The sequence below is a fragment of the Ruminococcus flavefaciens genome (genome assembly GCF_900116855.1).
GTDB lineage: Bacteria > Bacillota > Clostridia > Oscillospirales > Ruminococcaceae > Ruminococcus > Ruminococcus flavefaciens_R.
In genome coordinates, this window is the sequence record NZ_UETD01000010.1 from 99743 (window position 1) to 115067 (window position 15325).

The 15325-nt window shown below is 50.3% G+C and carries 9 protein-coding genes; 2 read left to right on the forward strand and 7 right to left on the reverse strand.

The features are described from left to right. Positions 1-49 precede the first annotated feature (49 nt). From DSZ37_RS11660 to DSZ37_RS11685, 6 genes are all read right to left on the reverse strand, one after another. Positions 50-571 (reverse strand): DUF3592 domain-containing protein, encoded by a 522-nt coding sequence (locus tag DSZ37_RS11660; RefSeq protein ID WP_109727071.1) that lies wholly within the window; start codon positions 569-571, stop codon positions 50-52. Then, on the reverse strand, positions 571-1767 hold the full coding sequence (gene coaBC / locus DSZ37_RS11665) for a bifunctional phosphopantothenoylcysteine decarboxylase/phosphopantothenate--cysteine ligase CoaBC (RefSeq protein ID WP_109727153.1): 1197 nt from the start codon (positions 1765-1767) through the stop codon (positions 571-573). Before coaBC ends, DSZ37_RS11660 begins: the two co-directional genes overlap by 1 nt. A gap of 10 nt (positions 1768-1777) precedes the next feature. Next, entirely contained in the window at positions 1778-2758 is a 981-nt protein-coding gene (locus tag DSZ37_RS11670; RefSeq protein WP_109727072.1) for a 2-hydroxyacid dehydrogenase, read from the reverse strand. 65 nt (positions 2759-2823) lie between these two features. After that, entirely contained in the window at positions 2824-3342 is a 519-nt protein-coding gene (locus tag DSZ37_RS11675; protein WP_109727073.1) for a cysteine hydrolase family protein, read from the reverse strand. A 192-nt stretch (positions 3343-3534) separates the two neighbouring features. Beyond that, positions 3535-4185, reverse strand: a complete 651-nt coding sequence (locus DSZ37_RS11680) for a hypothetical protein (protein ID WP_109727074.1) — start codon at positions 4183-4185, stop codon at positions 3535-3537. Positions 4186-4402: 217 nt separating this feature from the next. Further along, on the reverse strand, positions 4403-7651 hold the full coding sequence (locus DSZ37_RS11685; RefSeq protein WP_109727075.1) for a beta-L-arabinofuranosidase domain-containing protein: 3249 nt from the start codon (positions 7649-7651) through the stop codon (positions 4403-4405). 403 nt (positions 7652-8054) lie between these two features. Here DSZ37_RS11685 and DSZ37_RS11695 point away from each other — a divergent pair, with 403 nt between their 5' ends. After that, the gene (locus tag DSZ37_RS11695) at positions 8055-10694 is read left to right on the forward strand and encodes a CotH kinase family protein (protein ID WP_109727077.1); all 2640 of its coding nucleotides are present in this window, start codon (positions 8055-8057) and stop codon (positions 10692-10694) included. A 595-nt stretch (positions 10695-11289) separates the two neighbouring features. On the opposite strand, the gene DSZ37_RS11700 is transcribed toward DSZ37_RS11695, so the two are convergent. Next, positions 11290-13818, reverse strand: coding sequence for a BspA family leucine-rich repeat surface protein (locus tag DSZ37_RS11700; RefSeq protein ID WP_109727078.1), 2529 nt, complete (start codon positions 13816-13818; stop codon positions 11290-11292). A gap of 283 nt (positions 13819-14101) precedes the next feature. Here DSZ37_RS11700 and DSZ37_RS11705 point away from each other — a divergent pair, with 283 nt between their 5' ends. After that, the gene (locus tag DSZ37_RS11705; RefSeq protein WP_109727079.1) at positions 14102-15301 is read left to right on the forward strand and encodes a hypothetical protein; all 1200 of its coding nucleotides are present in this window, start codon (positions 14102-14104) and stop codon (positions 15299-15301) included. Positions 15302-15325: the final 24 nt, after the last annotated feature.

Below are 15325 nucleotides of genomic sequence, written 5' to 3' on the forward strand. Positions count from 1 at the left end.
AAAACAGCAATAAAAAAGACCTCCGTATCTCACGGAGGTCTTTTTTATGCTAATATAACTGACTTTCGCGGTATTTTCTGAGAATGAAAAAGGCAAAGAGCAGCACAAGTCCGACTATAAGACATATACAGCCAAGGGCCGTGAATGTGATGCCTAATGCATTTATGCTGTCCTCAGTCTCATTAAAGTAGAAAAGAGCGGTGTCATTCGGGTCGTAGTGGATAGTTACCCTGCTGCCCACGCTCAGTGATGTATCTGAGGAGGAGAGGGTCGGGTATTTGAAAATATCGTCGTTCTCCACGGTTATAGTGTATATATTGCGGGTCTTGGTACGATTTTTTTCCCTGCCGTTTAAGTAATAGCTGTCATTGTAGTGTTCTGTCTTAACATCTGTCACAACGCCATAGACCGTGCCTGTGCATTTTTTCTCCAGACTGCTTGTGAGGCAGTCAACGAAGATGGTCAGCAGGAAAAATATAGCTGCCAGACCGAGAAATACTGCAACAAGAGTTATCTTGCTCTTTCTGCTCATATCGTCCTTGAAGACGAAGCCGCTGTCACCGCCTGTCATTACTTTTCGGAAAGGCTCCTGAGCCTGCTCAGGATTATATTTGCGGCATCAAACTTGGACATGAGCTCCATCTCCTCGTCGCCGTCCTTGGTTATCATGGTGATGATATTGGTGTCGGTGCCGAAGCCCGAGCCTGCCTTTTTCAGAGAGTTGGCGCATATCATATCGCAGTTCTTCTTGGTAAGCTTCTTACGGGAGTTCTCGATGACGTTGTCGGTCTCCATGGAGAAGCCGCAGACCACCTGCCCCTCGCGGCGGTGCTCGCCGATATAGGCGAGTATGTCCGTGGTACGCTTCAGAGGTATGCTCATATCACCGTCAGACTTCTTTATCTTGCTTTCGGCAGTGGTAACGGGAGTATAATCCGCTACGGCGGCAGCCTTTATGATGATATCGGTATCATCAAGGCGCTCCCTTACGGCATTAAACATATCCTCCGCAGACCTAACGGGGACCACATTCACGAACATGGGGGGCTCCACATCGGTATGTGCGGCGACTACCGTGACCTCTGCGCCGCGGAGCATTGCTGCTCTTGCAAGTGCAAAGCCCATCTTGCCGCTGGAGTGGTTGGAGATAAAGCGGACGGGGTCGATGCTCTCACGGGTAGCGCCTGCGGTGATGAGTATGCGCTTGCCTGCAAGGTCCTTCTCATAGGCAGCCTCGCGGACGATGTACTCCAGCAGAGTCTCCTCGTCGGGGAGCTTTCCGTCGCCGATATCGCGGTTTGCCAGCATACCGCGGACAGGCTCCACTATCTCATAGCCGAACTTTCTCAGCTTGTCAAGATTGTCCTGAACTATGGGGTTGTGGAACATATTATGGTTCATGGCAGGAGCGATTATCTTCTTGCAGGTGCAAGCCATGACCGTGGTGGTCAGCATATCGTCGGCAATTCCGTTTGCTATCTTGCCTATGACGTTGGCAGAGGCAGGAGCTATCATGACCACATCTGCCTTCTTGGCGATTGAAACGTGCTCCACGCTGTACTCGAAGTTGCGGTCAAAGGTGTCGATGAGGCACTTGTGCTGAGTAAGAGTCTCGAATGTCAGGGGGTGTACGAAATTGAGCGAGTTGGGTGTCATTGCAACGTGTACATCCGCACCCAGCTTTGTCAGCATACGGGCGAGGTTGCAGGTCTTGTAAATGGCTATGGAGCTTGTTACTCCAAGTAAAACGGTCTTTTCTGTAAGCATATTATCCACCTCATATACGGAGCTCATTGGGGCACTCCTCACCCTTGTGACAGGTGATGATGTTGTTCACAGTGGTCTCGGCGATATTGCTGAGAGCTTCCTCTGTGAGGAATGCCTGATGAGAAGTTACGATAACGTTTGGCATGGAAATAAGACGGGCGAGAGTATCGTCGGCGATGATGTGTCCCGAGAAGTCCTGAAAGAAAACATCGGCTTCCTCCTCGTATACGTCAAGGCAGGCAGCGCCTATCTTACGGGCTTTTATGCCCTCAAGGAGAGCCTCTGCGTCGATGAGGGCGCCTCTTGAGGTATTGACGATGACAACGCCCTTTTTCAGCTTGTCAACCGACTTTTCGTCGATAAGGTGATAGGTCTCGTCGGTAAGAGGGCAGTGGAATGAGATGATGTCGCTGCGGCTGAAAAGCTCGTCAAGCTCAACGTACTCGATACCGCTGTCCTTTGCGGGAAACTTATCATAGGCGATGACGTTCATGCCGAAGCCGCGGCAGATATTGATGAAGATGCGTCCTATCTTACCTGTTCCCACAACGCCTACGGTCTTGCCGTGAAGATCAAATCCTGTAAGTCCGTTCAGTGAGAAGTTGTGGTCTCTTGTGCGGATATATGCCTTGTGTACGCGGCGTATGGACGTCAGCAGCAGCGCCATAGCGTGTTCGGCAACTGCATAGGGGGAGTAGGCAGGTACACTGACTACCTTTATCTTGTCCTTGGCGTACTTGATATCAACATTGTTGTAGCCTGCACAGCGCAGCGCCAGAGTCTTTACTCCCAGCTGGCACAGCCTGTCGATAACAGCGGCATTGACGGTGTCGTTAACGAATACGCACACAGCCTCGCAGCCCTTAGCCAGCTCCGCAGTGTCCTCGTTGAGCTTGGTCTCGTAGAACTTGAAGCGGATACCGTTTTCTCCTCCGAATTTCTCGAATGAGGGGATGTCGTAGGGCTTTGCGTCAAAAAAAGCGACTTTCATTCCATGACCTTCTTTCCTTCAATATATATTACAGCCGACGAAAAACGTCGGCTGCTTTAATTCTGTCACACTATCTTGGCAAATATTCCTGCCAGAGAAGCGATGTATGTTTTCTGTACGGTCTCGGCAGGTATCACCTCGCCGTTTATCTCAAGGTCCATAGTAGCGCAGGCGTCTGCAACGAGAGACACCTCATAGCCGTGGTCCATAGCTGCGCGGACAGTGGTGTCAACGCACATATGGGTCATCATGCCGCATACTATGAGCTTTTCCACCCCGAGACTGCGGAGGCAGTCATTGAGCTCGGTACCGAGGAAGCTGTTGGGGCAGTACTTATTGATAACAATGTCTGTGGGAAGAGGCTTTATGCGGTCGGATATCTCGCAGCCGTAGGTCCCTTCGTTAAAGAAAGTCTCGTCATCGGGGTTGATGTGGCGTATGTAGATAATGTGCCTGCCTATGCGGCGGCTCTCGCTGATGAGCTCGGCAATGCGCTCCTCAGCCTGTCTCGGGTTGTGGAGCTCGCAGGCTCCGCCCTCGAAGTAGTCGTTTTGAACGTCGATGATGATCAAAGCTTCTTTCATATACATATCTCCCTAAGAAAAAGTGCTGTATCCGCCTGCTGAGACAGCGGCAGATGTTTTTTTCTTTTAGTATACCACATCGCGGCACTTGTGTCAATTAATTGAGCAGTAGTCATTATAACGAAATCTTATGCTCAAAACTGCAAAAAAATGTAAGGGGATGTGCAAAAGGGGAGGTGTGATGCGCTTAGATCACTGCTTTACGAAGTAGAGGTAAGCTCCTGCATCTTCCTTGTTGTCAAGCCATGCCATGCCGTTGTTTTCGTCCTTTGCCGTGATATGGATATTGCCTGTGCCGTCTGTATATTCGGCAGTTGTGGAGACAGAGCCGTCCTCACCGATGGACACGCGGTTCTTTATGCCGTTTGTGTATTCAAGCACCTGTCTGCCGCTGAAAATACCCGTAAAGAACCATGAGTAGGACTCATTGTCGCTGAGCTTGTGTGAGATGCTGACATAGTAGGTATCGCCCTTCAGATCGATGGAGAGGGAGTAGCTGCTGTCGTTCTGGTCAACATAATATCCTTCAAAGGGATCGTTGTGCAGTGATGAGCTGCTGTCTGCGGAAACACTGCTGTCCGCTTCGGGAGCTGCCTCGGTCACGGCTGCTGCGGTGGTCTCCTGTGCGGTCTCGGCGGTCTTGTTATCGTCAGCAGCTGCGGTGGTAGTGGAAGCAGCAACAGCTGTATCTCCCTTTGTATCGGCAGCTGTTGTCTCCTGTGGAGCTGTAGCTGCTGTTGTAGCCTTGGGAGCCAAAGCAAGTGAGCTTACGTTATCCGGCATTTCTTCGCAGCCGCAGAGCATTGCTGCCATTGCCAGTGTAAGTGCGATAGTCTTTTTCATAATTATCTCTCCTGTAAAGTTTATTCACGGACTGTGCCGTTTTTGTTTCTATTATTATTTTCGCACTCTTTGCACATTCTGTTACATCATTGGAAAAAATATTTTCAATTCGGCGGAATGACTATTTTATCTTCTGTCAAGTCCATATTACTGTACAGACACAAAAAAGCCGCAGCACCTCCCTCGTGAGATACTGCGGCTTTTGTTTTTGCTGTTATTATGCGATGAGCATTCTTCTGAGAGCTGCCATGTCAAACACATCGGGAGCTGCATCGGAGATGATATCGGCTGCATAAGCCTGCTCGCCTGTGAGAGCGGAGCTGCCGAGGATATACTTCTGCATGAGCACTGCATCGGAGACATTGACCTCGCCGTCAAGGTTTATGTCGCCCTTTCTGCCCTTTGTGGAAGCGCCCTCTGTGTCAAGGGGACGGATAATGATATAGCAGAGGTTTATCGCCTTGTCCTCTGAGCGGAGGTTCACTGTCAGCTCGCCGTCGGTGACTTTTACATTGCCGCTTACGGCAGTCTTGTCCGTGGGAGCATTGCTTACTATGACAGATTCCGAGCTCTTTCCGTAGTTTGCATATGCCGTGGGAGACTTTGAACAGCCCCACGGGTCGCAGAAGCACATCTCCACGGAGTAGGTGCCGTTGGGAAGCTCAAAGCTGTAATCAAGGTGGCGGGCGATATTGTTCTCGTACTGGTTCTTGGTGTAGCGGAAGCTGTTTGACTTGTCTGCACCGTCGGTGGTATTTGCCTCGTCGCACCATGTATTGGCTGTATAGAGACCGCCGCTCTTTGTTGAGCCGTTGTACCGGTCGGTGGAGTCGTCTATGAGTCCCCACTTTTTGCCGCTTACCTCGTCCTCGCCGCAGAGCTGCTCGGTGACGCTGTTGTACATACCCAGTCTGTCCCTGCCTGTGAGGGTGCCGGAGTTATGGTCGCCGCAGTCCACGAAGTAGGCGATGTCATTGGTGTATTCGTATGCGGGGGCAACTGCCTCCATGTAGATGAAGTCGCAGACCTTTGCGGAGCCTGCTCCCTCCTTGTCGGGAGAGAATGTAACGTCAAGGACGCTCCTCTCGGTGCCGTCGTCGCTTGTAGTATAGGTGCAGCGGTCACGGACGTCCTCGGGAATGGTCAGCAGCAGGTCGTAAACGTCCTTATTGCCGCTGTATGAGAGCGTTCCTGCCCAGAGGACAGCGTCGCCCACGCGGACCCTCAGTGACTTGCCGTTGTCAGCCTTGCGGAGCTTTATGTGGAGACGGAGCAGGGGAGCGCTTTCGTCCACTGCCATTCTGTATGTGAACCAGCCGTCCTTTTCCACATAGCGGTAGGTGCTGTCGTTGGTGACGCCCACTGTGCCTGTCTCCACCATTGCGTGGAGCTGGTCGCTCTCGTACTGACCGTAGCCCGGCTGTACCGTATCGGTGATGGTGGTCTTTGCGCGGGGAAGCTTCTCCTCTATAACAGTACCGTTGGGAACGAACTTCCAGTAGATGCCGTAGCGCTGCTGATATTGCTTATAATGAGGAGTGAACACCAGCTTGGTATTGGTATCATTGAGGGTGAAGCTGAGACCGTCGCCGCTGCGGACGAGATGGTCGTTTATCTCAGCCATGAAGGAAGCCACGGACTGTCCCTGCTTTGATATCCTTATGGTCTCGCTCGCCACCTTTTTCTCCTTGGGGATAGTTACCCACATACCTGTGCTGTCGGTCTTCATGTCCTCCTTGCCCAGCTCTGCGCTGAGTACCAGAGGTCCGTATTTGAAGCCGTATACATCGGGAGCATCGGGCAGGGGATAAGCCCTTACCTTTGAGGGAACGGTGAGCTCGATAACGTCGCCGTCGGAGAAGTCTCCCGAAACGTCGGCATAGCCGTTCACGGTCTTGTAGCTGTACCTGCTGCCGTTGACCGTAACGCCCATGGTGCCGTCTATCCAGTCGGGTATGCGGAAGCGCAGGTCAAGGTCGGAACTGCCGCTTACGGTGAACTTTACGGAAGCTCCTTCGGGAATGGAGCTCTCCTGAGTAATCCTTACATTCTTTTCAGCCCAGTCCAGTATGGAGCTCTGGTAGAAGTTGACGTAGAGGGTGTTGTCATCGTGCATATATATGGTGTCGCCCAGCTTTGTGAAGCTCTCCATGCCGCTTCCCGTACAGCACCAGAACTTGTCCCAGCGTGTGCTGTACACCTTGAAAAAGCCCGTAGCCATAGGCTGGAAGTAGGTGGTCATACCTGTTTCGGGGTTCTGTGAGGAGAGTATGGAGTTGTAGTAGGTGTTCTCGTAGAAATCCATATACTTGCTGTCGTGAGTTATCTTGAACAGCTCACGGGACAGCTTCAGCATATTGTAGGAGTTGCAGGTCTCGCAGTTGCAGTTGGTACGCTCGGCATCGAGGATGTCGTCCTTGCCGAAGTGCTCCCATTCGCTGTTGCCGCCTGTGATGTAGGTGTGGTGAGTGGTTACCATGTCCCAGAAATCCTCTGCGTATCTGAGGTATGCGGAGGCGTCCACCTGCTGACCGTTGACGGTCCTGCCGTCAAGGACGGTATAACGCTTGAGGGCGCCGATGAACTTGGGGATAGTGGTGTTGGCGTGGCGGTTGTTGAGTACGTCCCGTCCTCCCTGAGCTACCTTCTGGAAGAGTGCGTCCTCATCGAACACATGAGCCGCTGCTGCATGATTATCCTTGCCTGTTATGGCGTAGAGGTCGTAGAGGCAGTCGTTCATGCCGCCGTATTCGATAGAAAGGACGGTATTCCTTGTCTGTGAGCTCCACCTGCTCACTCTGTTGTAGACCCAGTCACCCAGTGAGGAGCCTACCTCCTTTGCAGGGGCATAGCCCGTGGCGTTGTATACGTCAACTATGCCGGCGATGAGCTTGTGCATGGTATACCACGGCACCCATGCGTCATCGAAGATATTGGCTTTTCCCACCTCTACGCGGTCGAACTGCCGCTCCACATTGCCGTCGGATGGCACGGGAGCCGCCCACAGGAAGCCTGTCTTGCCGCGTGGGTGCTGCTGGCAGGTCTTCATGCCGTCGATGAGAGTGGTAATGCGCTTATAGATGGCGTCCTTCTGCTGTGAGGTGATGTTGGGATTCTGATAAGCCTGCGCCAGAGCGGTGAGGTAGTGTCCCACGCAGTGACCTGCGATGTTGGTGTTCTCCCAGCCGCCGTAGCGTGTGGCACCGTTGGTGCTGAGTCCTGCGTTCTCGCGGAAGCCTGCAAGGAGCTTTTCGGTGTCGAAGGACAGCAGGTAGTCCAGTTCCTTGCTGAATGCGTTGGTGCAGTAGTCGTCGGTCATGGTCACATCGGATATAGAGAAGTCCTCTATATCAGCCTTGGCAGCGTTAGCTCCAAGGCTGCCTGTGGGAAGGCTGCTGCCGGCGGAGCAAACTACTGCCGCGGCAGAGCAGACTGAGACCAGTCTGCGGATCAAGTTGTTTTTCATTTTAATTCCCCCTGAATAATGATTTGGTAAAATAAAACATTATTTTTTCTGATAATATCATTATACTGTCATTTTGCTACAAAAGTCAACTCACATAGCGCCGAAAAAGTGGACAAAATGACTGATTATTCGGGGGATTTTCCGCACGGCAGTTTTGATGCCGAAAAGGGGACGGGTTCTGAGGTTTTTATTTTACTATCCTGCGATATTTTTATAACAGCGTACTTATTTACAATATATATGTTTTTTACTGAATTTTATTACTTTCGGAAGTATCGGGCTTATACAGCATCACCAAAAAACAGCCCGAAATTTCAGTTGTTCAATTTAGACAAAAATATTGAAGTAAAATGTGGGATATGATATAATAAGTTTATCATTAAATACGGAGAGGGGTATTTTTATGAAATTTATTAAAAAAATGGGAAGCCTTGCCGCAGCCGTCATCATGATGGCTTCAATGCCCTGTATTGCAGCCTTTGCCGCGGCTGAGCAGGATGTGGCAGGGCTTTGGATAAACGAGGTCTGCACCCAGAACAAGAGCAGCTTCACCGACAGTCTCGGTAAGGCTTCCGACTGGATAGAGCTGTATAACGGCGGCAGCGAGGACATTGACCTTTCGGGCTTCGGATTGTCGGACAGCGCCGATGCGCCCATGAAGTTCGTTTTTCCGTCGGGCACTGTCATAAAAAGGGGGGAGCATCTTCTGCTGGCTGCCAGCAAGGATCAGCTCACCGAACTGAACACGGGCTTTGCGCTGAGCAAATCGGGCGAGACCCTTGTGCTGTCGGCTTCCGACGGCACCATGCTCCAGACCGTCGAGGTGCCTGCACTTGCAGAGGACACCACCTACGGACGTACTCCCGACGGCGGCAGCAGCTTCGCAGTCATGGCTCCCACGCCTGCCGCTGCCAACCGCACTGCCCCTGCCGAGCCTGTTTTCTCGCTGGAGTCGGGCTTTTACAGCGCAGGCAGCGTGAACGAGCTGACCATAAGTTCCTCCGACACCGTATACTACACCCTTGACGGCTCCGACCCCACCACATCCGAGACCGCCATTGTATACAGCGGCGCTGTGCCAATGTACGACAGGAGCATCGACGAGAATGTGTACAGCAAGTATCAGCATCAGGACAACAGTCCCTATTCAGTTACCCTTAATCAGCGTTTTAACGCCAATCCCGAGAAGTTTGACAAGGCGACTGTCGTCAGGGCGGCTTCAAAGTCGGAGGACGGCTCATTCAGCAGAGTCGTCACCAAGACATTCTTCGTCATGAGCGATGACAAACTTGCCTATTATTCGGCGATACCCGTAGTGTCACTGGTCACCGACCCCGATAACCTGTTCGACAAGGACAAGGGCATCTATGTTGCAGGTCAGCAGTATCTCGACTGGAAGAATAGTCCCGATTATGACCCGAGAAAGAGCGAATGGGACACGGATAACGTTGCCAATTTCTTCTCAAAGGGCAAGGAGTGGGAGCGCGAGGCTGACATCACCTACTTTAAGGACGGTGAGCTGGGCTTCTCACAGAAAATGGGAATACGCATCAAGGGTGCTTCCACAAGGAACAGTCAGACCAAGAGCTTCAATGTCTATGCGCGCAGCGAATACGGTGACTCAAAGCTTGATTATAAGCTCATTGACGACAATTACGCCGCCGATGACGGAAAGACCGTTAAGCGCTACGACTCATTCAGCCTGAGAGCTGTGGCGTGGGTGGACAGGATGAGAGAGCGTGTGGTACACTCCTCCCTCTGCGATATCCCCTCACTTGCCACCTATGACAGCGACAGGTGTATGCTGTTCATCGACGGCGAGCTCTGGGGAATGTACGAAATAATAGAAAAGTCCTCGGACTATTACATACAGTCCAACTACGGTGTGCCTGCCGAGAATGTTGTCATGATAAAGAACGGCGAGGTGGAGGAGGGCACCGACAGCGACCTTGAGGAGCTTGAGGCTCTGGGAGAGTTCTGCCGCAAAAACGATATGACCTCTGCCGCCAACTATGAGTATGTGACCTCAAAGGTAGATGTGGAGAGTCTTATTGACTGCTACTGCGCAGGTCTGTATCTCGGCACATGGGACTGGCCCAACCACAACTACCTCATGTGGAGAAACAGCGGCGAAGCCATAGAGGGAAATCCTTACAGCGACGGCAAGTGGAGATTCGGCTCCTTTGATTTCGACTACTCCGTGGGACTGACCTATCAGAGCTTCGGCGGAGTTGAGGGCTATCAGTACGACAGCTTCCGCAAGATGGACAATTCACTGAAGGGTATGCCCACATCCATTTTTGCGGGACTTCTGAAAAATCCTCAGTTCAGACAGCAGTTTGCTGACAGATTTTACTCATATGCATATTCCGTATTCGAGCCATCTAAGATGACGGCTGAGCTTGACGACGAGGAAAACAGGTACATGGACTACATGACCATGACCGCATGGCGCTGGAACAACGGCAGACCAAATTCCGACTATAATACCTTCCTGTCACAGCAGAGGAGCTATTACCACAACGAAATGGAGAAAATGCGAACATTCTTCAAGCGCCGTGCAGAATACGCCGTTGAGGATATGCAGAACTATCTCGGCTTATCAAAGAATACCGCAACTGTGACCGTTACGGCGCAGGGTATGGGCTCACTTTCCGTGAACTCTGCCGATGCTGCATTTTCGGGCGGCGTCTGGACAGGCTCCTTTGACAGCGGAAAGACGGTAACCATTACAGCAAAGCCTGCCGATGGCTACACCTTTGCAGGCTGGTCGGGAGCAGTCAGCTCCGACTCCGCGACCATAACCGTTACCGCTGATAAAGCAGTAACTCTGGTCTGCACTTTCAATAAGACCGAGTACGGACGGGGCGATGTAAATATGGACGGCTCCGTAAATACTGCCGACCTTGTGTTCATGAGCCAATACCTGCTGGGACGGGAGGAGTTCACCCAAAAGCAGTCTGAGCTTGCGGACATGAATGAGGACGGCTCTGCTGATATATTTGACATGGTAAGCCTTCGCAAAGAGCTTCTTAAATCATAATTTAGCGCATACGCGAAAAATTGGAAATGTAGGGGACGGCGTCCTCGACGTCCCGCAAAATTCATATTATAGTGGCGACTATCATTCGCTCAATTAAGGGACGCCCTCACTTGCAGGGCGTCCCCTCTCAAAAAACAGTCCACCGGACTGTTTTTTGATTCACCCCTTGCGGAGCGCTTTGTTTTATTTCGTCGCCTTAAAAGCTGAAAGCGACGACCAGAGGCGCTGCCTCTGGACTCCGCCAAAGGAACACAGTCCCTTTGGAATCCCTTACATAGGCTCGGAGTACTTATTGCGCTGTAAGCGATGTACAAATACCATTTTTGATATTATTAAGCGAGTTTACGAGCGACAACGTGGCAAGCGGTCGAGCTGGCTCAGCTCGAAATTCCGATTTAGCTTAAAAAACAATGCCCCTGAACGTGACAAGACGCTCAGGGGCAAACTTTTATATGTTTGTCTTTCTTAACACCGAGTTTTTTTAAACGGGCGGAAGCTCAGGGTCGCTTGTGGTTATTACGTCCTCGGAAGCGAACACGATGAGTTCCATTTCGGGAGCTGTATATTTTTCCTTCATAGCTGTTTATCCTTTCCTTTATTTTACATAGTCGGCTGCTGCCTTTGCATAGAGGTATGCGGAAGCTGCTGCCTGTTCGAGTGCATCCTTGCGAGCGGGATCGTTCTTGATTATACGGTATACATAGGACATGGGCGTTAGCGAGTATTCTCTGCCGTCGATGGAAACGGTGTGTCTGTCAAGGAGGCGCTGAGCCGCAATGTTGGAGAGCTCATAATACTGATTGCCGTTCTTCATCTTTGGAGCAGCCTTTTTGCCGTCTATGAGCACGTTTTTGCTTTCGGTGTATATCCTGAGAGCGGTTGCGGAGTTGAGCACGAGAGATATCTTCACATCATCTCCGAGTGTGGTGGAGTGCTCGGCGATCATAACATTTTTGTCCTCATCGCTCATATCTGTTACGGTATAGGATGTGCCGCTGAAGTAATTCTCGGCGGAATTGCAGTAATTTGTGAGCTTATCGAGGAGCTCGATCAGCTTTGCATATGTGGTGCTGTCGTTATTGTATAATCTGAGATAATCGCCGACAAGATCGCTTACAGAGTGCTTGTAGGTGCTGTAACTGATGATCTCGCGCTTTGAATCGATAAGGTTTATCTGTCTGCCGCTGCCGTTGTAGAAGCTGTAAGCTATGGGCTCATGGGACTGTGTGGCATTGATGTAGTACTCGGCGGTATACTGTCCGTCAGCATTCTTTTCAAGCTCTGAAACGTCTATCTTCTTCTCGCCTGCGGGGCCGTTTATAACAACGGTTTTCAGGTCGGTATTGGTCGTGAAAGCGACGCGCATACCGATGAGTCCCTTGTCGAGAAGGAGCTGAACGCTCTCGCAGGTTACATTGTAGGCAGGGCAGTTCTCCAGTATATCCTTCTGGTTGATGTAGGACTTAGAGGTACCGAAGCTGGTAACATCAAGGTCTTTGAGGGATGTACAGTTCTGGAACATACTTGCCAGCTGATCTGCCTTTGAAGTGTTGAAATTTCTCAGATCGAGGTGGTCGAGGTTTGAACAGCCGAAGAACATATAGGGCATATAAAGCACATTGCTTGTATCAAAGCTGCTGAGATCGGCACTCTCCAGAGCGGAGCAGCCAAAGAACAGATATCCCATGTGAGTTACCTTTGAGGTGTCAAAGCTGCTGAGGTCGACGCTTTTCAGTGCGCGGCAGCCGCTGAACATACGCTGTATATCTGTTGCTGATGAGGTATTGAAGCCGCTGAGGTCGATCTCCTCCAGTGAGGTGCAGTTGGAGAACATTCCGTTCATGACGGTGACTTTGGGATTTTCAAAGCTGCTGAGGTTTATTTCCTTCAATGAGCGGCAGCCGCTGAACATATTTATCATATTTGTTGCAGACGAGGTGTCAAAGGACGAGAGATCGAGTTCCCCCAGAGACTCACAGCTGTCGAATGCATATGACATAGTTTTTACATTTGAAGTATCGAACGAGCTGAGATCAAGTGAAGTCAGTTTTTTGCAGCTTCTGAAGGTATTGGTCATATCTGTTACTCTTGAGGTATCAAAGCCTGAGAGATCGAGTGCCTCCAGTGAATAGCAGTTCATGAATGTGCTGTTAAGGCTGATGACATTTGAGGTATCGAAGCTGCTGAGGTCAACATCGGTCAGACTCTCGCAGCCGAGGAATATATTGCTTATCATTTTAACATTATGTGTATCAAAACTGCTGAGGTCCAGCGTTTTCAGATTTTTGCAGTACTCGAACATACCTGTGAGATACTCGGCTTTTGATGTGTCAAAGCTGCTGAGATCGAGGCTTTCCAGTGATGAACAGCCGCTGAACATATACCTGAAGCTTGTGGCGTTTGAGGTGTCGAAACGGCTCAGGTCTAACTCCTTCAGGTTTGAGCAGTTCCTGAACATACTATTGAATTCCTCAGCATTTTTCGTATAAATATTGGACATATCAATATATTCGAGAGAGGGGCAGTCAGAGAACATTCCGATGAACGTCTTTCCCGAGAATGTATAGAAGCTGCTGAGGTCAAGCTTTTTGAGTGAAGAGCAGTTGCTGAACATACCTGCAAAGTTCTGTACCTTTGTAGTATCGAAGCCGCTCAGATCAAGGTCTGTCAGCAAATTGATTCCGCTGAACATATTCCCCATATCTATGACCTTTCCTGTGTTCCAGCTGCTGAGATCAAGCTTTTTAACGGAGGTACACCCGTTGAACATACAGTACATATCGGTGACCTTTGAGGTATCGGCATTGGCAAGGTCCATTTCCTCAGCTCTGAATGCATAGAACATTCCGCGGCAGTCCTGAGGGAAAACTGTGCCCTCCTCGCAGACTACTTTTTTGACAGCGTTGTTGCTGCCCCACTTTTGTACGTCGCTTTTAACTACGTTTCCGCTGAGCGTGAGAGTCATTGTTACTTCATCGAATGAAGCTGTTGAAGTGTCTTCTGCATTTGCGGTCAGTGCGCTGCCAAAAAGGGATTTGCTGCCGACAGGTGCGGTGACAGCTCCTCCCAGCAGAGCGACTGCCATTATTGCAGCGATAGTTTTCTGCATTAGTTTTCTTTCCATTGCTAAAGCTCCTTTTTATTGAATTTTGCGGCAGCAGCCATATGTGGGTGAAATTATCTCTGCTGCCATCACGAACGGGAGCACTGCACCCGTCAAGGCGGAAAAGTTACGGTGCTGCCTTGATGACTGCAATGCATGATACATCAATCTTACCACATATGAAGCCTGATGTCAAGGCGTATTTTGCTATATATCGCCTTTTGTAACAGGACAGCTCACCCTTCGGATTGACATAACGATGATACTATGATATAATTTTACTTGATTAAAAGGCGGTGATAAAATGTCAGATGTGAGAGAATACAAGTGTCCGTCCTGCGGAGCACCGATGCAGTTTGATATTGAGGCGCAGTGCATGGTTTGCAGCTTCTGTTCAGGCAGATACGACCTTGATTATATACGTTCACATTTCAACGAAGTCACAGATGAGAAGCTCTCGGACTTTGACTGGGTAGAGCGCACAAAATATGTGTGGGAGCCCGATGTGTTGGAACAGCTTGCGGAGTACACCTGCTCCTCATGCGGCGGCAATATCATAACGAAGAATATAATTTCCTCCGCAAGATGTCCGTTCTGCGGACATGATGTGGTTATATCGTCAAATTTTGACGGAGACCTGCGTCCCGACAGAGTCATACCATTCAGCCGCAGTGCAGAGGAATTTGCGGAAAAATACAGAGAGAGGATAGCAAGTGCGGAATATGCTCCCAAGGAGTTCAGCGATCCCTCGGTGACGGATAGGATCGTGGGCTGCTATGTGCCCATATGGCTTTACAGCTTTAACTGCGGTACAGATGTGGGAACTCGCGGAAAAGTGGACTTCAGGATAAAGGACTACCCTATACTGGGAACCGATATCAAGAGGGATATCTTCTATTCTGTGGCTCCATTCATGTATGAGGACTCCGAGCCCTTTACGGAATCCTGCCTTACGGGATATTTTGCCAGCCGCTACTCCATAGGAGCGGAACACGCCATGGCAAAAGCCGATGAGGAAGCTCTGGGGGTATGTTCTGCAAGGGCGGCGTCGATCGTGGGAGGAGACTATATCCCCGGTCAGATGAAAACAAAGTCCTCTGTCAGCCATAAGGAGCTGACATACTTCCTTGTGCCCGTATGGTTCCTGAACGTTGCATACAAGGGCGTGGATTATACTTTTGCCATGAACAGTCAGACAGGAGAATTTGCCTCTCCGAAGGTGCCGCTGAATTACAAGTCAAAGCTGCATTTCTTCATGTTATTCGCTTTTCTTGAGGTGCTGACCCTGATACTGTCATTCATGTGGCTCAAGATGGACAGTATCTCTGTTCTGGGAGCGATCGGCATTACTTTGTTCTTTGTAATATTTTTCGCTACAACTCCTGTTTTCATAGTGTCAATGATACTGCATCATTTTTTGTCAAAGAAGAAGGTTGGCGGACTGAAACAGGGCAGCGAGCCGAATGTTGCAAGTATAGCAGGCTTCATCACGCAGGTCAGATAGCGCAAATATCGGCAAATAACAAGC

What these genes read in the sequence shown, in the direction of transcription:
- DSZ37_RS11660 (WP_109727071.1), bottom strand. Translation starts at nt 571, where the DNA reads ATGACAGGCGGTGACAGCGGCTTCGTCTTCAAGGACGATATGAGCAGA.
- coaBC (WP_109727153.1), bottom strand. Translation starts at nt 1,767, where the DNA reads ATGCTTACAGAAAAGACCGTTTTACTTGGAGTAACAAGCTCCATAGCC.
- DSZ37_RS11670 (WP_109727072.1), bottom strand. Translation starts at nt 2,758, where the DNA reads ATGAAAGTCGCTTTTTTTGACGCAAAGCCCTACGACATCCCCTCATTC.
- DSZ37_RS11675 (WP_109727073.1), bottom strand. Translation starts at nt 3,342, where the DNA reads ATGAAAGAAGCTTTGATCATCATCGACGTTCAAAACGACTACTTCGAG.
- DSZ37_RS11680 (WP_109727074.1), bottom strand. Translation starts at nt 4,185, where the DNA reads ATGAAAAAGACTATCGCACTTACACTGGCAATGGCAGCAATGCTCTGC.
- DSZ37_RS11685 (WP_109727075.1), bottom strand. Translation starts at nt 7,651, where the DNA reads ATGAAAAACAACTTGATCCGCAGACTGGTCTCAGTCTGCTCTGCCGCG.
- DSZ37_RS11695 (WP_109727077.1), top strand. Translation starts at nt 8,055, where the DNA reads ATGAAATTTATTAAAAAAATGGGAAGCCTTGCCGCAGCCGTCATCATG.
- DSZ37_RS11700 (WP_109727078.1), bottom strand. Translation starts at nt 13,818, where the DNA reads ATGGAAAGAAAACTAATGCAGAAAACTATCGCTGCAATAATGGCAGTC.
- DSZ37_RS11705 (WP_109727079.1), top strand. Translation starts at nt 14,102, where the DNA reads ATGTCAGATGTGAGAGAATACAAGTGTCCGTCCTGCGGAGCACCGATG.